Here is a 25,860-nt window from a genome sequence, read left to right on the forward strand (position 1 = left end):
AAAGGCGTAAATATCAAAGTGTGTTTGTATGAGGCCCTGGGGCGCCCCATGCAACACGTAATTGGGACATAGCCTTTAAAAAAGCTCTGAAGTAGCGGGGTGGTGGCGGGGAGCTTATCCATCACTCGGACCGAGGCGTACAGTATTGCTCGGGGTTGTATCAGTCATTACATGCCGGTTACTGGCAAAATCCGTATCGCAAGCGAGTCATTGGCAGGTAGATGCCGAGCTGAGTATTCATGAAGATGGATGCATCTATCAGCTCCCGCTGACGGTTCTCGGCCAGCAGCAAGTTCCTTTCAGAATGTTCAAAGTGGATTTTCCCCATTGTTGCAGACTCGTTTTCCACTTGGGATTGTGATACCCGACTTCACAGAACCTTCCGGGGTGAACGGTCTTGGTGCTCGTTATAATGCTCCAACTCGATGGCCAAACTGCCTACCCGAAGTGCTTCGCTTTGCCGCGTCTCACCGACCCATTCTGGGCTCCAACCAATTTCTCGTACAAATGTGCGAGCCTCATGGGCTAGATACGCCAAACCATTATCTGTCAGCCATTTCGCCGGTGATGCTGGCGACGAATTTCCGAAGCAACGCTCGACAGACCTCTGCATGATATCTTGCACCTTGTCACGGTTGTATAACCTTCGGTACTCGCAGCCTAGTCTAGGGCTTCCTCGTCGCGCAGTAATGCCGATTAATCCCTGTTTGTATTTTGTATGTACTGAGCGATGCTTTGCTGTTATATGCCAACAAACTAGAAGTAGAATATCATTTTTAACGAGTCGGAAGATAGAATGAAAATCTTGAGCCGGTTTAGCAAACCTTTACGACACAAACACAGTTTGCTGTCGCCAAGCTCCCGGTTCAAACAGAGGAGAGAGTCTGTGGCTTGGTCAATGCCATGCGGCGTGTCGGTAGCGGATTTGTTTGTCCATATCCGAGGTATTACTGACTGGAGTCGGGTGTTCAAGAGGATATTTGCATTAGGTTCCTCATCCAAACTCCTTATCGATGAAGCTCGAGCAATCTATGTCATGAAGATAAAAAAAGAGCCACACAATGGTGTGGCTCTCGATTTAGTCGTTACCGGTGGATATCAGGGGCGGCCGGCCGGGCAGGTGGCCACGTTGACGGCGGCAGTGCTGCCACCGTGACGACCTGATGTGCTCACTTCGTTGCGTACCAGCGGCGGGTAGTTAACCGGCTCACGAGCAGGCAGGGCAGGGGCTTCGGCGGGGGTTGCCATCGGCGCGGATGCTTTGCGGGCACGAGCCAGCAGGCCAGCTCCGTGAGCTACCTGTTTGGTGACGGCCGGAGTCTCTTCCACTACAACCGCAGCCACGGTAGCCGGGGTTTCGATGACAGCAGCAGGAGTTTGTGGTTCAACAACAGCTGCGACAGGTGCGGCTTCCACAACAGGGGCTGTTACGGCAGGTGTTACTTCAACAACCGGAGCGGTTTCAACCATGGTAGCAGCAGCCACGTCGACAGCCGGAGCGGCGACAACGGTAACTTCCTGCTCTGCTGCAACCACGACCTCTTCGACAGCTGCAACAACCGGGCTTGCAGCCACATCGGCTTGAGTTGCTTCAACCTGAACAGCAGCCTGCTCGGCAGCTTCTTCAGCAATGGCTTCGACAACCACATGCTCGGTCAGTGCAGCAGAGGCTTGCAGGGCAGCAGCGACAGCTTCAGCGCTCGGGATGGTAACAACAGGCACTACCGGCTCTTCAACCTGCGCTTTGGCAATATCTGCCTGGGCTGCGGTGGTCAGAGTGGTGGTCTCTTGCTGTTCTTCATCACGTTGGCTGCGGGCATCTTCGTTGATGCGCTTGCGGCGCTGACCTTCGATACGCTGGCTGCGCGGAGTGCGGCGTGAGCGGCGCTGGCCTTCACTCTGCTCTTCCTGCTCGTTACCCACGGTGGCATCGATCACTTCAGTTTGCGCTGGTACTTCGTCGACCGGCAGGGCAGGGGTGTCAGCAGCGGCGACATCGACACGGATCTGCTTGCGCAGTTGACGACGTTCGCGGCGCTCGGCCACTTTCTGCTCTTTCTCCTGACGTGGCTGGACGGCAGCTGCATCAACGCCGTCTACCGCTTCAACAACGACTTCGGCACGCGGCTCACGGGGAGCACGAGGTTCACGGGCTGGACGTGGCGCACGTTCCTGGCGCGGCTCGCGAGGTTCGCGCTCCTGACGGGGTTCACGTTCCATGCGCTGTTCGCTACGCACCTCACCACGGGCTTCACGCTCCTGACGAGGCTCGCGTTCTTTGCGGGGACGGCGATTGCGGTTTTCACCGGCTTCGCGGTTGCCACCTTCACGCTTCTCGCCAGCTTCCGCATTGTTGCGGTTGCCACGATTGTCGTCTCGACGAGGACGCTGCCCACGGCCACGACCTTCTTCGCGCTGGTGACGTTGACCTTCATCCTTGCGTGCTTCACGAGCTGCAGGTTTCTCGGCGGGCGCTTTCACGTCGGCAGGGGCTGCATCGCTGCTGAACAGGCCGGTAATGCCTTTGAGCAGCTTGCTGAAGAAGCCGACTTCGGCAGTGGCCGCAGCAACGGGAGCCGCCGGCTGTTGCGGTGCAACAGGGGCAGGTTGTGCCGGTTGGGCAAAGCCTTGCAGCAGCGGTTGCTCACGCTCGATCACCTGAGCTTGCTTCGGTTGGTAGACCGGCTTGGCAATCTCGGTTTTCAGCTCGTAGCTGGCCGCTTCCGGGATCTCGTTCTGACGAATACGAGTCACTTCGTAGTGCGGGGTTTCCAGATGCTGGTTCGGAATGATGTAAACACGCACATCATTGCGCTGTTCCAGACTGGCGATGGCGGCACGCTTTTCGTTAAGCAGATAGGCGGCCACATCAACCGGCACCTGGCCGTGAACCTGCTCGGTGTTGTCCTTCATCGCCTCTTCTTCGATGAGGCGCAGGATGGACAGGGCGAGAGATTCGTTGTCACGGATCACGCCTTGACCCTGGCAACGGGGGCAGATATGGCTGCTGGACTCGTTGAGGGAGGGGCGCAGACGCTGGCGAGACATCTCCAGCAGACCGAAACGGGAGATCCGGCCCAGCTGGATGCGTGCACGATCCTGATGAACCGCTTCACGCAGACGGTTTTCCACTTCGCGCTGATGGCGAACAGGGGTCATGTCGATGAAGTCGATTACGATCAGTCCCCCTAAGTCGCGCAGACGCAATTGACGGGCAATTTCGTCGGCCGCTTCCAGGTTGGTTTGCAGCGCAGTCTCTTCGATATCGCCGCCCTTGGTGGCGCGGGAGGAGTTGATATCGATGGAGGTCAGGGCTTCGGTCGGATCGATAACGATGCTGCCGCCGGAGGGGAGGCGCACTTCACGCTGGAAGGCAGATTCGATCTGGCTCTCAATCTGGAAGTGGTTGAACAGGGCAACTTCACCCTTGTACAGCTTCACACGGTTGAGGAAATCGGGACGCACCAGCTCGATATGGGCCTTTGCGCGTTCGAAAATCACCGGATTATCGATCAGGATCTCGCCCACATCGCGACGCAGGTAGTCACGGATGGCACGCACGATGACGTTGCTTTCCTGGTGGATCAGCACCGGCGCAGCGCGCTCCTGAGAGGCCTTGTGGATGGAGTCCCAGTGGTTGAGCAGAACGTTCAAATCCCATTCCAACTCTTCCGGAGACTTGCCCACACCAGCGGTACGCACGATTAGCCCCATGCCTTCCGGCACGGTCAATCCACTCAGGGCTTCTTTCAGTTCAGTCCGCTCATCACCCTCGATGCGGCGGGAGATACCACCGGCACGGGGGTTGTTGGGCATCAGTACCAGGTAGCTACCTGCCAGGCTGATAAAGGTGGTGAGGGCTGCACCCTTGGTGCCTCGCTCTTCCTTGTCGATCTGGACGATAACTTCCTGACCTTCGCGGACCACTTCTTTGATGTTGGGACGACCCTGATAGGAGTAACCGGAGGGGAAGTAATTGCGGGCGATCTCCTTCAACGGCAGGAAACCGTGGCGCTCGGCGCCGTAATCAACAAAAGCAGCTTCAAGGCTGGGTTCTACGCGGGTGATCTTACCCTTGTAAATGTTCGCTTTCTTCTGCTCGTGTCCCGGACTTTCAATATCCAAATCGTAGAGCTGTTGTCCGTCAACCAGCGCTACGCGCAACTCCTCTTCTTGAGTTGCGTTGATAAGCATTCTTTTCATTGAGTTCTCATTATTGTGTCATTTTGATTTCCTCCATCTGGGTCCTGCCAGCGCCGGCCTCGGGTCTTCAGCATACTGGGGCAACCTCCCGGTTGGGGTATGCATGAGGCGCAAACTAAGGGCGTTCTGGTCATCACTTCTCGAGAAGGAATGAATAAGGATGCCGAAATGGAGACAAATAAACGGTGATGTTTGTGTTCTCCATGCGTTGTACCTCGCACCCGGGAACCGTCATGTTCTTGTATACACGGTGTTTCGGGATTGGGTGGCATACTTTTTGGCCACTTAGTACAAGGCTTGAACACAATGACAAAACCTTGTTTATTATCCCATTTAAACCTCTTTTATAGCAAGGCGCCATTTTTCAACAAACGATGCAGCCAAGGGGCGCTGGCAGTGTTAAAATCCGCGCCATGACACAGATACAACAACAAGTGCAGCTGCTCACCATCGAAGCTGAGCATGACGGGCAGCGCATCGACAATTTTCTCAAGACTCAGCTAAAGGGCGTCCCCAAGAGCCTGATCTATCGCATCCTTCGTAAAGGCGAAGTGCGAGTAAACAAAAAGCGCATCAAACCGGAGTACAAACTCTGCGCAGGTGACGAGGTGCGGGTGCCCCCCGTGCGCGTTGCCGAGAAGAATGAGCTGCCTTCAGCCAACCTCGGGGTTATCCAGCGTCTGGAGAGTCAGATCCTGTTCGAAGACGATGCCATGATCGTGCTGAACAAGCCCTCCGGCATGGCCGTACACGGTGGCAGCGGCCTGAGCTTTGGCGTGATTGAAGGGCTGCGCGCCCTGCGGCCGGAAGCCCGTTTCCTCGAATTGGTTCATCGACTGGATCGCGACACCTCTGGGGTATTGCTGGTTGCCAAGAAGCGCAGCGCCCTGCGCAGCTTGCATGAGCAGTTGCGCGTCAAGACCATGCGCAAACAGTATCTGGCGCTGGTGCGTGGCAAGTGGCAGGCTCACGTCAAGGTGGTTAATGCGCCGCTGCGCAAAAACGATCTGCAATCCGGTGAACGGGTAGTACGGGTCAGTGCCGATGGTAAGCCCTCCGAAACCCGCTTTCGCATCGTGCGTCAATTTGCCGAAGCGACCCTGGTCGAGTGCAGCCCCATTACTGGTCGTACCCACCAGATCCGCGTGCATACCCTGCATGCCGGTCATCCGATCGCCTGTGACGATAAGTACGGTGAAGCGGCGTTTGACGAGAAAATGCGCAGCCAAGGGCTGAAACGGCTCTTTTTGCATGCCTGGAAGCTCAGCTTCACCCATCCGGCCGATGGTCGCGAGATGCAGGTCGAAGCGCCGCTGGCACCTGAGCTCGACAACTTCCTCAACGGCTTGCCACGCTGATGCAGGATATCCGGCTCGCCATTTTCGATTGGGACGGTACCCTGATGGATTCGGTAGGCCGGATTGTTGCCTGTGTGCAAGGGGCCGCCAGAGATTGTGAGCTGGCGGTACCTGCACCAGCCCAGATTCGGCAGATCATCGGATTGAGCCTTGATGTCGCCATGTCCCGTCTGTTCCCTTTAAGTAGTGGCAGTGGCAGTGCCTTTGATGAGCGCCAGATTGCCGCACTCATCGATCGCTATCGTCATCACTATCTGCACGAGGCCACCCCCAGCCCGTTGTTTTCCGGGGCAGGGGAGTTGCTGCATGATTGGCGGTCACGAGGGCTGCAACTGGCCGTCGCGACCGGCAAATCACGCCGTGGGCTGGATCGGGTATTGGATGAGACCGGACTGCGCCCGTTGTTTGTAACCAGTCGCGGGGCCGATGAGGCTCGCTCCAAGCCTGATCCGCTGATGCTTGAGCAGATCCTGGACGAGCTGGGGCTGTCACCCCGGCAGGCGGTAATGATCGGCGACTCTGTTCACGATATGGCGATGGCCGAGGCAATCGCCATGCCGCGCATCGGCGTTACCTGGGGTGTAGATAGTCGGGATGCCCTCAGCCGTCACGGACCTGTAGCGGTGGTGGACTCCATGACGGCTCTTCGCGCGCTGTTGTAGACGCCTCTTTTTAACAGACATCAATCTGATTGATAACAGAAGCCCGGTGTATTGACCGGGCTTTTTATATCCTCGATCTAGCTTATCTATTCGTCCGCAATCAGGGCAGGGCAATACCGTGGCGCTCCAGCAGTTCGATCAGGCCGATCAGTGGCAGACCGATCAAGGCGTTAGGATCGCGCCCCTCCAGCCCCTTGAACAGCACGATCCCCATTCCTTCACATTTGAAGCTGCCCGCACAATCTAGGGGCAATTCTGCCTCTACATAGCGGCGAATGGCGGCTTCATCGAGGTTGCGAAAATAGACGGTGAAAGGTTCCACCAGTTGATGAGCCTCACCGGTTGCGGCATTCACTACGCACAGGCCGGTGTAGAAGGTGACACTGCGACCTTGAGCCGCCATCAGCTGGGCGATGGCATTGTCGATGGTGCCTGGTTTGCCGAGGATGTGACCATCGCAGACACACACCTGATCAGATCCGATGATCAAGCCGTGATCACGATGTTGGGCGACAGCATCTGCCTTGGCATGGGCCAGCCTGGTCACCAGCGCCTCGGCGGATTCGCCAGCTAGTGGTCGCTCATCCACATCGGGGGCGGCACATTCAAAGGGGAGACCGAGCTTCTCCAGCAGGGCTTTGCGATAGCGAGAAGTTGAGGCGAGGATCAGATTCTGTGGCATAATCGAGTTACCGATGAAAGCGAGTACCGGCATTCTAGGGACTTGTGACGTTAAAATCATCGGCGGTAAGGACTTTTTCCTTTGACTATCAGTTGTTGGACCTATATTATTCGCGCCCTATGCAAAAGGTGAAGTTGCCCGTTAAGGTTGATCCAGTCCGTAGTGCCTTGAAGCTGCTCGATTACATCGGGATAGTGGAAAAGTCGCAGATGCCCAGGCTGGAGGAATCAACCGCTGGCTTGCAGAGTGATATCGATGTATCACTGCACTTTGGCAAAGATGTCCAGAAGTTGACCGTTATGAAAGGCACTGCCCATGCCAAGGTTGACTTGGTTTGCCAACGTTGTGGAGAGACATTCGAACACCTCTGTGAAGCTGAATTTATCTACACTCCGCTGTTCGAAAGAACAAACGAGGAAGAACTGCCGGAAGCTTATGAGCCCATTGAGTTGGACGAAAACGGCGAGATAGATCTTCATCAAATCCTGGAGGATGAACTCATCCTCTCGTTGCCTCAAGTCGCAATGCATTCTCTGGATGCATGCCCGAGAGGAAACATGGAGATGACCTGGGGTGAAATCGAACCTGCTGATGAGCGGCCGAATCCCTTTGCAGTTCTTGAAGAGCTTAAACGTAAGTGAATTTAGGAGTTAGCCTACAATGGCCGTACAACAGAACCGTAAAACCCGTGCCAAGCGTGGCATGCGTCGTTCCCACGATGCGCTGACCACCGCTGCCCTGACTGTTGATCAGACCAGTGGCGAAATTCATCGTCGTCACCACGTGACTGCCGATGGTTTCTACCGCGGTAAAAAGGTAATCGCTTAAGGATTGCCTTTGTCTACGCAAACTGTCGCGCTAGACATCATGGGGGGAGATATTGGCCCCTCGGAAACAGTGCCTGCCGCCGTGCAGGCACTGTCTCTTTTACCCCAGCTAAAACTGATCCTGGTCGGCGACCAGCACCAGACCTTCTCTCTGCTGCAGCAACATGGCTTGCTGAATCATCCCCGCGTTCGTTTCGTACATGCATCCCAAGTGGTTGGCATGGGCGATAAACCGATCGTGGCGCTGCGTACTCTGAAAGACTCCTCCATGCGGGTGGTACTCAATCTGGTGAAAGCCGGTGAGGCCGATGCCTGCGTCAGTGCCGGCAATACCGGTGCGTTGATGGCGATGGCCAAGTGCGTGCTCAAATCCCTACCCGGGGTAGACAGACCCGCCCTTATCAAGGCGTTGCCGACATTGAGCGGGAAACGCACCGTGATGCTGGATCTTGGCGCCAACGTCAGTTGCGATGCGGATACCTTGCTGCAGTTTGCGGTGATGGGCTCCGTCGTGGCTGAAAAGGTAGAAGGCATAGCATTACCTCGTGTTGCCTTGCTCAACATCGGCGAGGAGGAGATCAAGGGCAACGATCTGGTGCGCCACAGCGCCGAATTGTTGCGTCAGTGCCACGCGCTCAATTATGTCGGGTTCGTCGAAGGGGATCGCATCTTCAGCGGCGACAGCGACGTGATCGTCTGCGACGGTTTTGTCGGTAATGTCGCCCTCAAGACGGCAGAAGGGGTGGTGCGGATGATGGCCCACTTGGCCGGATATCCCCGCAAGAAACGCACTTTTCTTGGTCGGATCGCCGGATTTATGTTCAAACGGCGTTTTTCTTACCTGAACCCCGACCAGTATAACGGGGCAAGTCTGTTAGGATTGCGCGGCATTGTGGTAAAAAGTCATGGGCGGGCCGAACGGCGCGCCCTGTGTAATGCGATCCTGCTGGCCGCACAAGAGGCCAAACATCAACTTCCACTGCAAATAGCAGATCGCCTTGAAGCTGTCTTCTCTGACAGGGATCTATAAGAACTCTATGCATAGCAAAATTCTGGGTACTGGCAGCTACCTGCCGAGTTCAGTGCGTACCAACGCCGATCTCGAGCAGATGGTTGAGACCAGTGATGAGTGGATCGTAGAACGCACCGGTATCCGTGAGCGCCGTATTGCCGGGGCTGACGAAACCGTTGCCACCCTCTCTTGCCAGGCCGCCCTGCGGGCCCTGGAAGCAGCCGGTCTGACCGCTGCCGATCTCGATATGATAGTGCTGGCCACCACCAGTGCTGAAAATGCCTTCCCGGCTGCTGCCTGCGAGCTGCAGGGGCTGCTCGGCGTACCGGGCATTCCTGCCTTTGACGTGGCTGCTGCCTGTGCCGGTTTCACCTACGCACTCTCTATTGCCGATCAGTTCGTCAAATCCGGTGCCGCCCGCCATGTGCTGGTCGTCGGGGCCGATGTACTCTCCCGCATGTGCGATCCGCAAGATCGCGGTACCATCATCCTGTTTGGTGACGGGGCTGGGGCTGTGATTGTCGGTGCCAGCGAGACGCCGGGCATCCTCTCTACCCATCTCCATGCCGATGGCCGTTATGGCGAGCTGCTCAAGCTGCCGCACCCTCGCCGCGGCATGCCGGGTGCCGAGCTCGAAGCCTACATGTATATGAAGGGCAACGATGTCTTCAAGGTCGCGGTCACCCGTTTGAGCGAGATCGTAACCGAAACCTTGGCCGCTGCTGGCATCGAGCCGAGCGAGCTGGACTGGCTGGTGCCGCATCAAGCCAACTTCCGCATCATCAGTGCCACCGCCAAGAAGCTGGGTATGAGCCTCGATAAAGTGGTGCTGACCCTCGACAAGCACGGCAATACCTCTGCCGCTTCCGTTCCGGTCGCTTTCGATGAAGGGGTGCGGGATGGCCGGATCAAACCGGGTCAGCTGGTACTGCTGGAAGCCTTTGGCGGCGGTTTTGCCTGGGGCTCGGCGCTGGTTCGCCTCTGATCTTCGGCGGGATGGTGCGCCCATCATCCCGTCATCGATTTCATTTTTGTCTTATCTAAAAGGAATCAATGATGACCCAATTTGCCATTGCCTTCCCGGGACAAGGTTCCCAGTCCGTAGGCATGCTGGCCGAGCTGGCCGAACAACATGCCGTGATCAAGGAGACCTTCGCCGAGGCGAGCCAGGTGCTGGGTTATGACCTGTTTGCCCTGGTGATGGATGGTCCGGTTGAAGATCTGAACAAAACCTGGCGCACCCAGCCTGCGCTGCTGACAGCCTCTGTCGCTCTGTGGCGCCTATGGCAACAGCAGGGTGGGGCAACTCCTGCCATGATGGCGGGTCACAGCCTGGGTGAGTACTCCGCGCTGGTTTGCAGCGGCGCACTCGATTTTGCCGATGCGGTCAAACTGGTCGAGTTGCGTGGTCTGGCCATGCAGGAAGCGGTACCGGAAGGCACCGGCGCCATGGCGGCCATCATCGGCCTTGATAACGAATCCATCGCCGCCAACTGCGAAAAAGCGGCACAAGGGCAGGTGGTCTCTCCGGTCAACTTCAACTCCCCGGGCCAGGTGGTTATCGCCGGTCACAAAGAGGCCGTTGAGCGCGCCAACGTGCTGATGAAAGAGTCGGGCGCCAAGCGTGCGCTGCCGCTGCCGGTCTCCGTGCCGTCTCACTGCGCGCTGATGAAACCTGCCGCAGAAAAACTGGCAGCTGCGCTGGACGGGATCGAGATCAAGGTTCCAACCATCGCGGTCATCAATAATGTCGACGTATCCTGTGAGCAGGATCCGGCCGCCATCAAGCAAGCGCTGGTACGTCAGCTGTTCAGCCCGGTTCGTTGGACCGAGACTGTCGAGCGGATGGCCAATGAGGGCGTTACCCTCGAGATCGAGATGGGACCGGGCAAAGTGTTGACCGGGCTCGCCAAGCGCATCGACAAGCGGGTGGAAGGTGTTCACGCCAACGATGCCGCCTCTTTCGAGCAGGCGCTGGCCCAGATCAAGTAAACAGGAGCAAGTGATGAGCTTTACCGATAAGGTTGTGTTGGTGACCGGTGCCAGTCGTGGTATCGGCCGTGCGATTGCCGAAACATTCGTGGCCCGTGGTGCGAAAGTGGTCGGTACGGCGACCAGCGAGAGCGGTGCCGAGGCGATCAGCGCCTATCTGGGCGACAATGGTTGTGGCATGGCACTCAACGTGACCAGCCAAGAATCCATCGAAGCCGTCTTCGCCGCCATCAAGGCGCGCTTTGGCGACATCGACATCCTGATCAACAACGCAGGGATCACCCGTGACAACCTGTTGATGCGGATGAAAGATGACGAGTGGAACGAGATCATCGATACCAATCTGACCTCGCTTTACCGTCTGAGCAAACCGGTGTTGCGTGCCATGATGAAGAAACGTCACGGTCGCATCATCAGCATTGGCTCCGTGGTGGGAACCATGGGCAATGCCGGTCAGGTCAACTATGCTGCCGCCAAGGCCGGTCTGGTTGGTTTTACCAAATCGTTGGCGCGGGAAGTGGCATCCCGTGGTATCACAGTGAACGCGGTTGCTCCCGGTTTCATCGAAACCGACATGACCCGTGCCCTGAATGACGATCAACGTGCCGGCATCATGAGTCAGGTGCCTGCCGCCCGTTTGGGTGATCCAAAAGAAATTGCCGCAGCTGTGGTATTCTTGGCTTCTGATGAAGCAGCCTATATCACTGGCGAAACCCTGCATGTTAATGGCGGGATGTACATGGTGTAATCAATTTGTCGTGAGATCTGTTCAAATTTGCGATAGTACGCCGAGGTTTGGCACATTTCGTGGTTTGACCAGCGGCAAGCTACTTGCAAACTCACGTCAATTGAATAAACTACCCCAACCAGACGCAAATAGCGTATTTTTAAAGGAAAATTCAGGTCATGAGCAACATCGAAGAACGCGTAAAGAAAATCATCATCGAACAACTGGGTGTTAAAGAGGAAGACGTTAAGAACGCTGCCTCCTTCGTCGACGACCTGGGCGCTGACTCTTTGGATACCGTTGAACTGGTAATGGCGCTGGAAGAAGAATTCGATACCGAAATTCCTGATGAAGAAGCCGAGAAGATTACCACTGTTCAAGCGGCTATCGACTACATCACCGCTAATCAGGAATAAGTTCCTGTTCTAAGAGAAGCGGCCCAAGGGCCGCTTCTTTTGTATTTGTTCCCTTTCAAAACACCTCTCGGAGACTACCTCAGTGTCAAAACGCAGAGTCGTGGTGACCGGCTTGGGGATGCTTTCCCCGGTGGGTAACACTGCCGAATCCAGCTGGCAAGCACTGCTCAACGGGCAGAGCGGCATTTCCCTTATCGAACATTTTGATGCCAGCGAGTTTGCAACCCGCTTCGCAGGTCTGGTCAAGGATTTCGATCCCGAGCAGTACGGTATCAACCGTAAAGACGCTCGCAAGATGGATCTCTTCATTCAATACGGCATCGCGGCCGGTATGCAGGCGCTGGATGATTCCGACCTGACCATCAATGAAGAGAATGCCGAACGTGTCGGCGTGGCGATTGGCTCCGGTATCGGCGGTCTGGGTCTGATTGAACAGAACCACGAAAGCTTGGTCAACGGCGGCCCGCGCAAGATCAGTCCCTTCTTCGTTCCGTCCACCATCATCAATATGGTGTCCGGTCATCTTTCCATCATGAAAGGTCTGCAAGGGCCGAACATCGCCGTGACTACCGCCTGTACCACTGGTACCCATGCCATCGGTATGGCTGGCCGGATGATCGCTTACGGTGATGCAGACGTGATGGTCGCTGGCGGTGCCGAGAAAGCCTCCACCGCGATGGGGATGGGTGGTTTTGCTGCCGCCAAGGCACTCTCCAACCGCAACGATGAGCCGCAAAAAGCGAGCCGTCCGTGGGATAAAGATCGCGATGGTTTCGTGCTGGGTGACGGTGCCGGTGTGCTGGTACTGGAAGAGTACGAACACGCCAAGGCCCGTGGCGCCAAGATATACGCCGAGCTGGTCGGTTTTGGCATGAGCGGTGACGCGTACCACATGACTGCGCCTCCTGCAGATGGCAACGGTGGTGCTCGCGCCATGAAAAATGCTATCAAGGATGCCGGCATTGCTCCCGAGCAGATTGGTTACATCAACGCGCACGGTACCTCCACCCCGCTGGGTGATGTGGCCGAGCTGCGTGGCATGAAGTCGGTGTTTGGTGAGCACGCCAAATCCCTGATGGTGAGCTCTACCAAGTCCATGACCGGTCACCTGTTGGGCGCCGCCGGTGCCATCGAGGCGATCATCACAGTGTTGGCCCTGCGTGATCAGGTGGCTCCGCCCACCATCAACCTGGACAACCCGGATGAAGAGTGCGACTTGGATCTGGTGCCCCATGTGGCCAAGCCAGGTAGCTTCGAGTACGCCCTTTCCAACTCGTTTGGTTTTGGCGGCACCAATGGCTCACTGATCTTCAAACGCGTATAATTTGCCGCAGGGCAAAGACACAGGCCCGATACTGCCGGTATCGGGCCTTTTTTATCGGAGGGATCCCTTTGCTTATCAATGGCATGAAGCTTGATACCATCTCGGCCCATGATCGGGGGCTGGCTTATGGTGACGGTCATTTCACCACCATGGCGGTCAGGGAGGGTCGCGTGTTGCAGTGGCCTGCCCATCTGGCACGGTTGCAGCAGGCGAACAACCGGTTGGGCTTGGTTGAACCGGACTGGGATCTCTTGACCCGGGAGGTTGAAGAGATGGTGGCCGACCAGCCACAATGCGTGGCCAAGGTGATCCTGACCCGCGGCGAAGGGGGACGGGGCTATGATGGCAGCGGATGTCAGCACACAACCCGGATGGTCACTCTGGCGCCATTTCCCACTCACTATGGCCAGTGGCAACAGGAGGGGATCGAGATGGTGGTGTGCCGCCAGCGGATCGGCGATGCCCCCATGCTGGCCGGGCTTAAAACCTTGAATCGTCTGGAGCAGGTATTGCTGAAAAGCGAACTTGTCAGCCGAAATGCAGTCGAAGGGATAGTGCTTAACAGTCGCGGTTTTCTCATTGAAGGGGTCAGTGCCAATCTGTTTTGGCGTCGGGGCAAGACGGTGTTTACGCCCGATCTCGCCCGCGGTGGTGTCGATGGCATCATGCGCCGCCAGGTGATGGCGATGTTGAAACAGATGAGTATTGAGTTGCGTGTGGTAGAGGCTCCGCTGGAGTCACTATGGCAGGCGGAAGAGGTGTGGCTCACCAATACCCTGATGGGGATCGTGCCGGTCAATGGCATCGAGGATATTCACTATCCCCCAGCGGTATTGAGTCGCCGTTTACAGGAGCGTTTGGTCATTGAAGTTTAATCGGCTTTACACCCTGCTCGCGGGGGCGGCACTGACGGTAGCCGCTGCCGGGGGCTATGTACATTACAAATGGCAACAGGTAGAAACGCTCACCAACAAGGGGCCGACCCGGCTCTTTACGGTGGAGAAGGGCGCCCATGCGGCGCGCCTCATCGCCGAACTGGGGGAGGGGGAAACCAGCCCCTGGGCGGTACGGCTCTGGCTGCGTAGCCACCCCGAACTGGTGGCCATCAAATCGGGCACCTACGAAATCAAGGAAGGGGCCCCTCTCAAGGAGACCCTTTCTCTGTTCGCATCGGGCAAGGAGTTTCACTTCAGCCTCACCTTCGTCGAAGGTTCCCGTTTCGAGGATTGGCAGAAGCAGCTCTCCAGCGCGCCATACCTTGAGCGATTGACCGTCGAGCAATCAGAAGCCGACCTGGCGCAGGAGCTCGGCATCGAGAATGGCAAGCTGGAGGGGTGGTTCCTGCCAGAAACCTACGCCTATACCACCCATGCCAGCGATCTCTCGATCTTGCGTCGTGCCCATCAGGATATGGAGACTTTCCTGCAGCAGAGCTGGGAGAAACGTCAGGCCAACCTGCCTTACAAGACCCCCTACGAGGCGTTGATCATGGCCTCCATCATCGAGAAGGAGACCGGTCAGCCGGACGAGCGGGCACAGATCGCCTCGGTGTTTGTCAATCGTCTGCGTCTGGGCATGAAGTTGCAAACCGATCCCACTGTCATTTACGGGGTGAAGGATCGCTACGATGGCAATATTCGCCGTAGCGATCTGACCGACAAGAACCCCTACAACACCTATGTGATTGACGGTTTGCCGCCCACGCCTATCGCTATGCCGGGCAAGGCCTCCATCGAAGCTGCGCTTAACCCCAAGTCGACCGATTATCTCTACTTTGTCGCCAAGGGGGGCGGTGCCCACTATTTCTCCAAGACCCTCGATGAACACAATCGGGCGGTTCGCGAATACATATTGAAGAAACCTTAATGTCTAAATTTATTGTGATCGAAGGATTGGAAGGGGCAGGGAAGAGCTCGGCCGTGCGTTATGTGACCGACTATCTGCAGCGCCACGGCATCAACCGGATCGAGTGCACCCGCGAGCCGGGTGGTACGCCGCTGGCCGAGCGGATGCGGGCCATCGTCAAAGAGGTGCACGACGAACGCCTCACCATCGAGGCGGAACTGCTGCTAATGTATGCCTCCCGGGTACAACTGGTGGAGACCCGCATCAAACCCGCACTGGCCGACGGTGTCTGGGTGGTGGGGGATCGCCACGATCTCTCCTCCCAGGCCTATCAGGGTGGTGGCCGTGGTATCGATGCCCAGCTTATCGGAGCCATCAAACAGGCGGTGCTCGGCAACTTCAAGCCGGATCTCACCCTCTATCTCGATATCGATCCTGCCCTTGGCTTGCAGCGCGCGCGCCATCGTGGCGAGCTGGATCGCATCGAACTGGAGCAACTGAGCTTCTTCGAGCGTACCCGAACTCGTTATCTCGAACTGGCCGCCAAGGATGATTCCATTGTGGTGATCGATGCGGCGCAAACGCCGGAACAGGTCAAAGCTGCCATCGAGCGTGCATTGGATCACTATCTGTCGAACGAGCCGCTATGTATCCCTGGCTGATCCCCGACTGGCATGCCCTGAGCCAGACGGCTCAGTCCGGACGTCTCGGTCACGCCTGGTTGTTGCTGGGCGATCCCGGTCTTGGCAAGGAGCAACTGGCCGAGCGGCTGGCACGTTTGCACCTTTGCCAGCAACCGGATCGCGGAGAGCCGTGCGGCCACTGCCACTCTTGCCAGCTGTTTGACAAGGGCAACCACCCGGATCTCGGCACCATAACTCGCGACAGCAAGACCATCGGGGTAGAGGCCATTCGCGAGATCTGCACCCGGCTGCAGGGCTCTGCCCAGCTCGGCCGTGGCAAGGTGGTGATCATTCCAGATGCGGAGCGGATGACCGAATCGGCGGCAAATGCCCTGCTGAAAACCCTGGAAGAGCCGGCCGGCGACAGCTTGCTGTTGCTGATTGCCTCCCAGGTTTCCCGGTTGCTTCCCACCATTCTCAGTCGCTGTCACAAACATGTCTGCCAGTTGCCAGCGGAAGGGGAAACAGTACGCTGGTTGGCCGAGCAGGGTCATCAGGCTACTCTGGCTCAGGTGCGGATCTGTCAGGGGGCCCCGCTGCGGGTACTCGACTATATCGAGCAGCAACAGGACGGTACTCGCCGCGAATTGCTGGAGCAGTTTGTCGCCCTGAGTCAAAGTCCGGTCAAGGCGACGGCACTGTGCAGCCAGCTTGGTCAGGAGACGCAGGTCAGGTTGCACTGGTTGCAGCTCTTCTTGTGCGATGCCCTGAAAACCCAGGCAGGATGCGGTCACCATCAGCTGGCAATGCCTGATCTGGCCATCTTGAGTCAACGGTTGGCGGAGCAGCACTCCAGCGAAAAACTGCTGGAGGCAGAACAAGATCTGGTTGCCCTGAAAGCGGCATGCCAGCCGGGTCAGCTCTCCAATCCCACCATCCATCTGATGAACTGGCTCAGTCGCTGGTTATAAGTACCGACAAGTAGAAAGGTTTTATATGTTACTCGTTGATTCCCACTGTCATCTCGATCGCCTCAGCTATGGTAGCAAGCAGACCAGCATGGCCGATGTGCTGGCCAAGGCCGCGCAACTGGACGTGGGATATTTTCTCTGTGTCAGTGTGACTCAGGCACAGTTCCCGACCATGCTCGAGGCGATCGCCCCCTATCCCCAGGTGTTTGCCTCTTGCGGGGTACACCCGCTCAATCAGGAACCCGGGGTGGATGCCGAGTTGCTGCTCAAGCAAGCTGCCGATCCACGTGTGGTGGCCATCGGTGAGACCGGTCTCGATTACTTTTACTCGCCCGAGAACAAGGAAGTTCAGCAAGCCTCTTTCCGCGAACATATCCGGGTTGCTCGCGCGCTGAACAAGCCGCTGATCATCCACACTCGCGATGCCCAGCAAGATACCTTGCAGATCATGCGTGAAGAGGGCGCTGATCAGGTTGGCGGTGTGCTGCACTGCTTCACCGAATCCCTCGAAATGGCGCAAGCTGCGATGGCGATGGGGTTCTATATATCCATCTCCGGGATCGCCACCTTCAAAAATGCGTCTGCCCTGCAAGAGGTGGTCAAGGCTCTGCCCCTCGACAGATTGTTGGTCGAGACCGACTCGCCCTATCTTGCACCCGTGCCACATCGGGGGAGGGAGAACGAACCCGCCTTTGTGCGAGACGTTGCCCAGTTTATTGCCGATCTGCGTCATATTCCGCTTGATGAATTGGCAGAAGCCACCAGCCGGAATTTCTTTGAACTATTCAAACTGGCGAAAAAATAACACAGAAGCCCCGTTGCTCGGGGCTTTTTATATTTCAAATGCCAAGCTGATAACCCGCCTAAATATCAACTGCACACAGTGTTATCTCTCACTTTTCCTGCTGATTTTACTCTTTCGTTTTTGCTAAACCGGGTTGAATGATATTCCGATGTTTCTTTTATTCAGCACGGTCAAAGGGTATAAAAACAGGATGTTCTTAGTATCGATAATATTCATTATCGATACTTGATGTGTGGGAAGGATCCTGTAAGATCCTCTCAAACTTCATATGAATCATAGAGTTCCGTGGCATATCCATCCTTGTCCAATCCAGCTCATCAGTCACTACAGACTGTTTTCGATGCACAGCTTAATAGTCGGGCACGCCGCTTTTTGCGCAGTGCAAAAGCGGATTCCACCCTCAATGCCTATCAGGCGGATACCCGTATTTTTGTCTTCTGGTGCCAATTGCACGGGCTTGATCCGCTGCAAACCACCCATCATGACATCATGAACTTTCTCGCTGATCAGGCCGATGGCGTATTGGCCGACTGGGTATGGCTGGATAAAGAGGAGGGAAAAGGGGAGCTGCGTAACGGTGAACCTCGTAAACCGGCAACCCTGGTGAGACGTCTGGCGGGGATCCGCTATGCTTTCAAGCAGAAAGGGATTCACCCCATGCCCACCGAACATCCCGAAATCAAGGAGATGATGCGCGGCATTGTCAGGTTGGGGGATAATCGCAAACGCAAAACCGGCGCCCTGACGTTGCAGCCATTGACCCAGGTGCTGGATGGCATCGACACCCATGATATGGCGGGCTTGCGTGATTACACCCTGCTGCTCTTGATGTTCAGTGGCGCCTTGCGCCGCTCGGAAGCGGCCCGAATTGAGGTGAGCGACCTCGATTTTGTGGGGCAGGGGATCCGCCTTCGCCTCAAACCGAGCAAACATCAGCTGCATGAAACCGAGATCGCCCTGATCCCGGGCAAGCATTACTGTCCCGTCTCGGCACTACAAAAGTGGCTACACAAAAGCGGGATCAGCGAGGGGCCACTATTTCGGCGCATGAATCGTTGGGGTCAACTGATGGCCGAACCGCTCGGCCCTCAGGGCATCAATCTGATGATCAAGCGCCGAACCGGCCAAACCATTGACGATCTCTACGTCAGTGGCCACAGCCTGCGTCGCGGGTTCATCACCTCGGCGGTGACTGCCGGAAAGCCGATGAACAAGATCATTGAAGTCACTCGCCACAAGGATATGCGAACCCTGCAGGAGTACTTCGATGACGCCCACAAATTCTCCGATCATGCCCTTGATGGCTTGCTTTGACACAACTGCGTCACTTCATTTTTTATGTTAAATGATATCTTGTTGATCTGATGATATATTTGCCGTGCAGCCCAAAGGGGAAGGGCCATCTTCCTATGGATAATGGCATGTGATGAGAGATAACAAATCCGGAAATGGAACATCGCAAGGACATATGAGCCAAGAAATGACAGTGCGTGAAGAGCAAGAGGCGGTGCCCCAAAACAATGCCGAGCGGCAGCGCCAACATGTAAAACGCAAGCAGGAGACCCATACCCGGCTGCAATGCTGGATCAGCAATCGCCACGCCGAACGATTGGCCGCACTGGGTCTTCATCTCGAAGACAGTCAGGCATCACTCATCGAGCAGGCGATCGATCTGCTCTACCAACATGAGCTGGGTAGAGAACCTCCGTTTGAAAACAGAGTCACCACACAGGTCGAAGAGACCGTTGAATAGACACAAGAGTGAAGTAACAGCGATACGTGAAGAGAAAAAAAAAGCCAGGTACGAATTCCTTGTACCTGGCATAGGGGAATTGGCTCCTTGCAGAGCCGTGCGCTAACTGGTGTTCGGATTGCCTTAAGCTTAGACAAGGCTCAAGGCTTTTCAAGATCCGAAGAAAAGTTCAACCAGAGTGTGGGTATTTCAGACTCGTTCAAGTGCTGATGCACCGAAAGGCCCACTACGCATTGAACAGATTGTTGTCACGTACCAGCTCGCGGGGGAGGGCATTCTTGACCCGACTACCCACCCATTTCCCCATGCCCAGGGTATGCCCCTGATAGCGGACGATAACCTCGCCAGTGCCAGCATCCTGTTCTGGCCAGACATCCCGCCCCATCATGAATTCCCGCGCATTGGCGCTATCAAGCTCGACCACGCCCTTGCTCGCTTTATCGCCATAGGCCAGTGCCCACTCATGAGTGAGGCGATAACCTTTCTTGAAGGTTTCGGCCAACTTGATGCCGATGCGATCGAAACGCAACTTGCCCTGCACCTGATCAAACCGCTGGGGGAAGAGCCAGATCTCGTCATTGCGGCCAAACAGCTGACCCTGCGGTGCCACCCCAAAGTTGGCTTCAATCTCGCACAACATGGGTTCCGCCTCTTTGGCAGGAAGCGGCGCAAAAGGGAATTTACCCAGCTTGCCCGGCTTGAACATGGTGTTGGGCACCGAGTGATGCTTGCGCAATCTGGCGACGAAAAAGCCTTCACTGTCGAAGATCTGGGGCCAAACGTGCAGGTATCCCTCGGATGTGCAGGCCTGCTCTGCATGAGGGAACAGGTCTGCCAACGAATCAAAACTCAAGGCATCGCCAAACTTGTCCAGCAAGGATTGGCAAACCGCCTGGTTCTCCTGCTCACTCAAGGTGCAGGTGGAGTAGACCAGTACGCCACCCGGTTTCAAGGCATGGAAGGCGCTCTCAAGCAACCCTTGTTGCACCGCCGCAATCTCGTCGATGCTCTCGATACTCCAGTTGCGCAGCGCATCTTCATCCTTGCGCACCGTCCCTTCACCGGAGCAGGGGGCGTCGAGCAGGATGGCATCGAAGGTCTCAGGCAACCACTGGCCAAATACCTTGGCATCAAAATGGGTCATGCCCACATTGGTCACGCCGCAGCGCTGGATATTGGCGCTAAGCACTTTCAACCGGCTGCTGGAAAACTCGTTGGCAACCAGCATCCCCTGATTGTTCATCAGGGCCGCGATCTGGGTGGTCTTGGAGCCGGGGGCCGCCGCCGCATCCAGCAACATGCCATCCGCTTTGATCTTGTCGCTGGCAAAGAGTGCCGTCACCGGCAGCATGGAGCTCGCTTCCTGAATGTAGAAGAGCCCGCTCAAGTGCTCGGCGGTGTTGCCAAGTGGGACAGTTTCATCGCTGCGGGTCAGCCAGAAGCCGGTATCACACCAGGGCACAGGGTCGAGCTGCCAACCCAGTGGCTCCATCAGGGCGACGAAATCCGAGACGGCGATCTTCAAGGTGTTGACCCGAATGCTGCGGCGCAGCGGACGTCGACAACTGGCCACAAACTCATCCATCGAGAGATGGGCCGGCATGATGGCCGCAATGTGGCGTAAAAAGTAATCGGGAAGGAAGGTGTTGTCGTGCACTGTGCCGTCTCGTTGACCGAAAAAGAGGGGCGATATCCTACCACAAGGCTAAGAATATTCTGAATCTGAACCCTATCAACAGGCACCGGAATATAAAAAAGCCCGGCACTGTGTCGGGCTTGGATGAGATACGAAAAGGGTTGGGATCAGGGCTGGATACGAGGGCTCCACTCCAGCCACTCTTTCTCGGCCTTGCCGTAGAGCGCATAGCTATGGCCCGCTTTGACGGTTGGACCCATCTCTTTCTCCGGCGTATTGAAGGTGATGCCGCCGGCCAGCAGGCTCTGCACCGTCTCCACTTCGATAGTGCCGCCGGTCAGCCCGATATCCGCCTTGACCCCGGAGACATTCCAGAAACGGGAGTTGGCCCGCACCAGATGGGCATACTCCTGATCCACGTTAACGTCGATCACCACCTCGCTGCCATCCCGAGCCAGCGCCACCTTGGTGACACTGCCCACCACCATCTTGCGAAACAGTAGCGGGCTGCCGACGCTCAGGCCATTGACGGAGGGGCTCTTGAGGGTCAGGGCCAGACCCACCGGGCCGACTTGACTCAAGGGGAAGCGATCTTTGCCAGCGCCTTTGCCAGGGAGCGCCTCTACAAACGCCCCCTTGATCAGGGTATCGAGGTGCGCAACCCCGCTTAATCCCAGCTTGGCCTGCACCAGAGTAAAGCGGGCACCGGACTGCAGGAAACGCTCGGCGTAGTGGCCATCGAGTTCGGCCTTGAAGATCACCTGACCCAGAGACGGCTCCAGCTCGATCTCTTCAATTTTGCCGATATCGACCCCGCGATAGCGGATCGGGCTGCCAATCCCGAGCCCCGGATTGCTCTCTGCCACCAGTGACAGCTGGCGCACCTTGGCCTTGGCTTGCTCCCTGGAATCGAACAGTTGATGGCTACTGCGGCCATTGGCCAACCGATCGAACTCGATGGCACCGCGCAGCAGGGTACCGAGGTTACCCACCTTGACTTGCACCCCATCGACCCGCACCTTGGTGTCGATGGCCGGTTTTTTCCAGAATTGGGGTTGTTGGGCGAGGAGGGGAGCATAGACTCCATCAATCTCGAGTTCGATCTCGACCCCCTCTTTGGCGGCGCGCAGCTGTTTGACCATGCCCGCTTCCAGCCCCAGATAAAGCACAGGCGAGCCAATGCCAATGCCATCGGCCTGATCTGCCTTGAGCAACCAGCGCTGGGGCTTGGCATCACGGGTACCGAGCAGTGCCAGCTCCTGACTGGGGTAGAGACGGTTAATCCGCTCGCCACTGCTGGCTTGTACCAGCTTGATCCCGCCTCCCAACCAGGCACTGGCCGGACTGGTTTCTACCTTGATACCGCTCAGATCGGCATCGATCTGCAGCGGGGCGGCGCGATAGAAGCGGGCACGGTTGAGCAGGTGACCATAGTTCGGCGCCATCACCAGCTCGACGCTGGCATTGCCGCGCGCATCCAGGGTGAGCTGGCTGATACGGCCCACCTGCAATCCCTTGTACCAGACAGGTGCATCCTGATTGAGCCCCGCCAGATCGTCAGCCTGCAGCGTCACCTTGGTGCCGCTCTGGGGCGCGCGATCGGTCAGGGTCATCTTCTGTACCGGTTTGCCAGCTACATAGTCGAGGCGAATGGCCGGGCCGGAGAGCAGGCGATCTGCATGCTGCACGCCGGTCGCGGAGAGGGAGACGCTCTCCCACACCAGTTGGCTCTTGTCGGTAATGCGATAGGCCTGCTCCGGGTTGATCAGCGCCGTTACCACCCGGCCTTTGTCGGTGAGGCGAATGGGGTCGACACGACCAATCTCGATCCCCTCATAGAGGATGGGCATCCCCTCCTTGACCGGAAGATCGCCAGCCGCAATGTCGATACGCGCACCGCGCGCCGCTTCCGCCAGCCCTTTATAGAGGACGAAGGTCTGTCCCTTCTCAGGCTCCGGTGAATCTTTGGGCGAGTCAAAGGCAATGCCGCCGCTCAGAATGGAGGTGAGGCTGCCGGCCTCCACGTTGACGCCAGCCAGACTGAAGGAGCCCTTGATACCGCTGATATTCCAGAAGCGGGTATCGGCTTTGACCAGATGTTCGAAACGCGGCTCGATCACCAGATCCAGAATGACGTTCTGGTTGTCCTGACCCAGGCGGGTATTGATGACGCTGCCCACCTCGATACCGCGGAAATAGAGCTTGGCGCCAATCCCAACCGAACCCAGCGAATCGGCGGTCAGGTGCAGCATGCGACCCTGAGCCTGATAGCCGGGAGGAGGGCCCTCCAGTGCATCGAAGGTCTCCTCCAGCGGATTGCTTTCACGCCCCGGTTGCAGGTTGATGTAGTTACCGGAGACCAGGGTATCGAGACCGGAGATCTCGGTCAGCGACGCCTTGGGGCTCACCAGCCAGAAGTCGGATCCCTTGCGGATCAGCGGTCTGGCACGGCTGTCAATCTTGGCCATCACCGCAATCTTGCGGCCATCTTCAGCCAGCTCCAGCTCTTGCACCACGCCGATAGCCACCCCCTGATAACGCACCTGGGTTTTACCCGGCAAGATGCCGTTGCCCTGGGCGAAGTTGATCTGGATAAGCTGGCCACGGCTCAATACCTGCTGATAGAGAAAGCCACCCGCCAGCAGCAGGGCTATCAGGGGTAACAGCCAGACCGGTGATAACCAGCGACGCTTTTCGATGACGGGTTCAGCCCCGATCATAGTGACTCCTTATTGGCTGGATTAAACAGCACATCAGACAAAAACAGAGAAATCATCAACGGGCCGCCTTGTCCCACAGTAAACGGGTATCGAGCATGCGGGCCGACATCATGGTCAGCACCACCACACCGGCAAAGGCGGTGGCCCCCGGGCCTGCGCGGACACTCAGCAGCACACCCCGATCGACCAGTGCCACCATCAGCGAAATCACGAACAAGTCCAGCATTGACCAGCGACCGATAAAATCGATCACCCGGTACATCACCAGCTGGCGCTTGCGCCGCACCGGCTTGGCCCGCTGCAACTGCCAGCAGATCCAGCCCAGCCCCAATATTTTGCCCACTGGCACCAGTATGCTGGCGGTGAGGACTATGGTGGCAATCCCGCTCATTTTGCTGCGATAGAGCATCATGATACCGCTGAAGATGGTATCTGACTGCAGTAACCCCTTGTTGTAGAAATGGGTTATGGGCAACAGATTGGCAGGCAACAACATGAAGGTGGCGAGCGCCAGCAAGCCCCACGACCAGGCGAGAGAGCGGGGAATGCGCACCTGTAATTTGCTGCTGCAACGGGGGCAGACTGCCCCGGCTTGATAACGCACCAGCAGACCGCAGGTATGGCAGCGGCAGAGCCCCATCTCACGGGCGCTGGTCATGTTCCGGCTCCTTTAACGGGATCCGCGCCCAGTAGGGGGCGGGGTCAAACAGGATCAGCAGGGTCATGTTGAGCAGCATCAAAATACCGAGGCTGAGCAAGCCGCCACCGAGGCGCACATCGGCGATGTCGATCAGTTTGAACAGGGCAACCAGCAGGCTGACGATATAGACCTCCAGCATGGCCCAGTGGCGAAACACCTCGACCAGCTTCAAAGTGACGGGAAGAATGTGCCAACGTTTGGCCAGACCCGAAGCCAGCACAAAGATCCCCGCCAATAATCCCACCGGCGCCAACACAGCGCACCAGAGCACCAGGCTGGCTACCCACCATTCACCTTCGCCAAACAGCACCAGGATCCCGCGCAGGAGGTCGGCATCAGTGTTGACCCCCGCCAGCCGCAGATAAATCAGCGGCTCAAAAAATGCGGAGGGCAGCAACAAAAAACCGGTGATGGTCAGGGCCATCAACTGGGAGGGACGAAAGGCATAACGGCCATAGAGATGCTGATGACAACGCGGGCAGTGGGCATGACGACGCAGCGGCAGTGCTTTGCGCTGGATCAGCAAGTCGCACGCCGGACAGACAATTACGGAACCGGGCTCCATCATACAATTCAACCTGTTGAAGGAATTGGTGAAATTTACCCTAAAACCGGTTTCCTGTCTTGCCTGCAGCCAGAATGTTACGAAAGTATAATTGACGTTAACGTAAACGTGATATTAGATGGTCAAACCAGACAGATGAAAGGAGTCATGATGTCCAGTTTGCCCCCCTCGGCAGGGCTGCGTTTTCGCACCGCTCTTGCCAACGAAAAGCCACTACAGATCGTCGGCACCATCAACGCCTATATGGCGCTGATGGCCGAGCGCAGCGGCTTTCAGGCGATCTACCTCTCGGGGGCCGGTGTCGCCAACGCCTCCTACGGCCTGCCGGATCTCGGTATGACCTCCCTCAACGATGTGCTGATCGATGCCGAGCGGATCACAGCGGCGACCCGTGTGCCGCTTCTGGTTGATATCGACACCGGCTGGGGCGGGGCATTCAATATCGCCCGCACCATTCGCGCGTTCGAGTGGGCCGGGGTTGCCGCCGTCCATATGGAAGATCAGGTGGCTCAGAAGCGTTGTGGTCATCGCCCAAACAAGGCGGTGGTGTCGCTGGAGGAGATGTGCGATCGCATCAAGGCGGCAGTAGATGCTCGCGAGAATAGCGAGTTCGTCATCATGGCCCGCACCGATGCGTTGGCGGTGGAGGGGATGGAGTCGGCTCTTGAACGCACTGCCGCCTATGTGGCCGCTGGGGCCGACATGATCTTCGCCGAGGCGGTGACCGAGCTGGCCCAGTACGACCAGTTCAAGCAGGTGGCCAACGTGCCGATCCTTGCCAACATGACCGAGTTCGGCAAAACCGAATTGTTTGACAAGGAGCAGCTCGCCGCCCACGGGGTCGACATGGTGCTCTACCCCTTGAGTGCCAACCGGGCCGCCAATCAGGCCGCCCTCAACGTCTATCACCATATTCGCCAGGATGGCCATCAACGAGCTGTCGTGGAGACCATGCAGACCCGGGAGTCGCTCTACGACTTCCTCGGATATCACCACTACGAGCAGACACTGGATCGTCTGTTTTCAGCCAAGGAATAGG

General features: G+C 57.1%; 24 protein-coding genes and 1 pseudogene. 18 read left to right on the plus strand and 7 right to left on the minus strand.

Features of this window, described 5'->3' with window-relative positions; all coding sequences use genetic code 11:
• Nucleotides 1-481: 481 nt before the first annotated feature.
• Both G5332_RS15995 and rne read right to left on the minus strand, forming a co-directional pair.
• A pseudogene (locus tag G5332_RS15995) lies at nt 482-640 on the minus strand (IS3 family transposase); the annotation flags it as partial.
• Between the two features lie 458 nt (nt 641-1,098).
• Nucleotides 1,099-4,203 carry a ribonuclease E gene (gene rne, locus G5332_RS16000; RefSeq protein WP_421311367.1) on the minus strand — a complete coding sequence of 1,035 codons (3,105 nt, stop codon included), beginning with the start codon at nt 4,201-4,203 and terminating at the stop codon, nt 1,099-1,101.
• Between the two features lie 413 nt (nt 4,204-4,616).
• Here rne and rluC point away from each other — a divergent pair, with 413 nt between their 5' ends.
• Nucleotides 4,617-5,561 carry a 23S rRNA pseudouridine(955/2504/2580) synthase RluC gene (gene rluC, locus G5332_RS16005; RefSeq protein ID WP_005351815.1) on the plus strand — a complete coding sequence of 315 codons (945 nt, stop codon included), beginning with the start codon at nt 4,617-4,619 and terminating at the stop codon, nt 5,559-5,561.
• Nucleotides 5,561-6,223, plus strand: a complete 663-nt coding sequence (locus G5332_RS16010; protein ID WP_421249820.1) for an HAD-IA family hydrolase — start codon at nt 5,561-5,563, stop codon at nt 6,221-6,223. The genes rluC and G5332_RS16010 overlap by 1 nt, the downstream gene beginning before the upstream one ends.
• 100 nt (nt 6,224-6,323) lie before the next feature.
• On the opposite strand, the gene G5332_RS16015 is transcribed toward G5332_RS16010, so the two are convergent.
• A complete protein-coding gene (locus G5332_RS16015) occupies nt 6,324-6,905 on the minus strand; it encodes a Maf family protein (RefSeq protein WP_421249819.1) in 582 nt (193 codons plus the stop codon).
• A gap of 119 nt (nt 6,906-7,024) precedes the next feature.
• Here G5332_RS16015 and yceD point away from each other — a divergent pair, with 119 nt between their 5' ends.
• The 15 genes from yceD (at nt 7,025) to G5332_RS16090 (ending at nt 19,200) form a co-directional block, all read left to right on the plus strand.
• Nucleotides 7,025-7,546, plus strand: coding sequence for a 23S rRNA accumulation protein YceD (gene yceD, locus G5332_RS16020; RefSeq protein WP_013723766.1), 522 nt, complete (start codon nt 7,025-7,027; stop codon nt 7,544-7,546).
• Nucleotides 7,547-7,565: 19 nt separating this feature from the next.
• Nucleotides 7,566-7,733, plus strand: coding sequence for a 50S ribosomal protein L32 (rpmF, locus tag G5332_RS16025; protein WP_005300935.1), 168 nt, complete (start codon nt 7,566-7,568; stop codon nt 7,731-7,733).
• A 9-nt stretch (nt 7,734-7,742) separates the two neighbouring features.
• Nucleotides 7,743-8,762 carry a phosphate acyltransferase PlsX gene (plsX, locus tag G5332_RS16030; RefSeq protein WP_421311368.1) on the plus strand — a complete coding sequence of 340 codons (1,020 nt, stop codon included), beginning with the start codon at nt 7,743-7,745 and terminating at the stop codon, nt 8,760-8,762.
• Nucleotides 8,763-8,769: 7 nt separating this feature from the next.
• Nucleotides 8,770-9,729, plus strand: a complete 960-nt coding sequence (locus tag G5332_RS16035) for a beta-ketoacyl-ACP synthase III (RefSeq protein ID WP_064336099.1) — start codon at nt 8,770-8,772, stop codon at nt 9,727-9,729.
• 71 nt (nt 9,730-9,800) lie between these two features.
• Nucleotides 9,801-10,736, plus strand: coding sequence for an ACP S-malonyltransferase (gene fabD / locus G5332_RS16040; RefSeq protein ID WP_279497782.1), 936 nt, complete (start codon nt 9,801-9,803; stop codon nt 10,734-10,736).
• A gap of 13 nt (nt 10,737-10,749) precedes the next feature.
• Nucleotides 10,750-11,484 carry a 3-oxoacyl-ACP reductase FabG gene (fabG, locus tag G5332_RS16045; protein ID WP_005351850.1) on the plus strand — a complete coding sequence of 245 codons (735 nt, stop codon included), beginning with the start codon at nt 10,750-10,752 and terminating at the stop codon, nt 11,482-11,484.
• A 158-nt stretch (nt 11,485-11,642) separates the two neighbouring features.
• Entirely contained in the window at nt 11,643-11,879 is a 237-nt protein-coding gene (gene acpP / locus G5332_RS16050) for an acyl carrier protein (protein WP_005300909.1), read from the plus strand.
• 82 nt (nt 11,880-11,961) lie between these two features.
• Entirely contained in the window at nt 11,962-13,203 is a 1,242-nt protein-coding gene (gene fabF / locus G5332_RS16055; RefSeq protein WP_421311369.1) for a beta-ketoacyl-ACP synthase II, read from the plus strand.
• Nucleotides 13,204-13,271: 68 nt separating this feature from the next.
• On the plus strand, nt 13,272-14,078 hold the full coding sequence (pabC, locus tag G5332_RS16060) for an aminodeoxychorismate lyase (RefSeq protein ID WP_421172891.1): 807 nt from the start codon (nt 13,272-13,274) through the stop codon (nt 14,076-14,078).
• Nucleotides 14,068-15,069 carry an endolytic transglycosylase MltG gene (gene mltG, locus G5332_RS16065; RefSeq protein ID WP_005333156.1) on the plus strand — a complete coding sequence of 334 codons (1,002 nt, stop codon included), beginning with the start codon at nt 14,068-14,070 and terminating at the stop codon, nt 15,067-15,069. The genes pabC and mltG overlap by 11 nt, the downstream gene beginning before the upstream one ends.
• A complete protein-coding gene (tmk, locus tag G5332_RS16070) occupies nt 15,069-15,710 on the plus strand; it encodes a dTMP kinase (RefSeq protein WP_005345536.1) in 642 nt (213 codons plus the stop codon). Before mltG ends, tmk begins: the two co-directional genes overlap by 1 nt.
• Nucleotides 15,695-16,642 carry a DNA polymerase III subunit delta' gene (holB, locus tag G5332_RS16075; protein WP_042011462.1) on the plus strand — a complete coding sequence of 316 codons (948 nt, stop codon included), beginning with the start codon at nt 15,695-15,697 and terminating at the stop codon, nt 16,640-16,642. Before tmk ends, holB begins: the two co-directional genes overlap by 16 nt.
• 25 nt (nt 16,643-16,667) lie before the next feature.
• Complete coding sequence (locus G5332_RS16080; protein WP_157160787.1) at nt 16,668-17,447, plus strand: TatD family hydrolase; 780 nt, start codon at nt 16,668-16,670, stop codon at nt 17,445-17,447.
• A gap of 372 nt (nt 17,448-17,819) precedes the next feature.
• Nucleotides 17,820-18,761: a tyrosine-type recombinase/integrase gene (locus G5332_RS16085; RefSeq protein ID WP_421311371.1), complete on the plus strand. Its 942-nt coding sequence runs from the start codon at nt 17,820-17,822 to the stop codon at nt 18,759-18,761.
• A gap of 154 nt (nt 18,762-18,915) precedes the next feature.
• Nucleotides 18,916-19,200, plus strand: a complete 285-nt coding sequence (locus G5332_RS16090; RefSeq protein ID WP_159163586.1) for a RepB family protein — start codon at nt 18,916-18,918, stop codon at nt 19,198-19,200.
• A gap of 226 nt (nt 19,201-19,426) precedes the next feature.
• Here the strand turns inward: G5332_RS16090 and rsmF are convergent, their stop codons facing one another.
• The 4 genes from rsmF to G5332_RS16110 form a co-directional block, all read right to left on the minus strand.
• Nucleotides 19,427-20,857 (minus strand): 16S rRNA (cytosine(1407)-C(5))-methyltransferase RsmF, encoded by a 1,431-nt coding sequence (rsmF, locus tag G5332_RS16095; RefSeq protein WP_219263911.1) that lies wholly within the window; start codon nt 20,855-20,857, stop codon nt 19,427-19,429.
• A 146-nt stretch (nt 20,858-21,003) separates the two neighbouring features.
• Entirely contained in the window at nt 21,004-23,556 is a 2,553-nt protein-coding gene (locus G5332_RS16100) for an MlaD family protein (RefSeq protein ID WP_421311372.1), read from the minus strand.
• Between the two features lie 55 nt (nt 23,557-23,611).
• Entirely contained in the window at nt 23,612-24,214 is a 603-nt protein-coding gene (locus tag G5332_RS16105; protein ID WP_005333132.1) for a paraquat-inducible protein A, read from the minus strand.
• Nucleotides 24,198-24,824 (minus strand): paraquat-inducible protein A, encoded by a 627-nt coding sequence (locus tag G5332_RS16110; protein ID WP_005345516.1) that lies wholly within the window; start codon nt 24,822-24,824, stop codon nt 24,198-24,200. Before G5332_RS16110 ends, G5332_RS16105 begins: the two co-directional genes overlap by 17 nt.
• A gap of 147 nt (nt 24,825-24,971) precedes the next feature.
• On the opposite strand from G5332_RS16110, the gene prpB reads away from it, so the two are divergent.
• Entirely contained in the window at nt 24,972-25,859 is an 888-nt protein-coding gene (gene prpB / locus G5332_RS16115) for a methylisocitrate lyase (protein WP_227273671.1), read from the plus strand.
• Nucleotide 25,860: the final 1 nt, after the last annotated feature.

Source organism: Aeromonas sp. 603757, assembly GCF_049171255.1.
GTDB lineage: Bacteria > Pseudomonadota > Gammaproteobacteria > Enterobacterales > Aeromonadaceae > Aeromonas > Aeromonas veronii_A.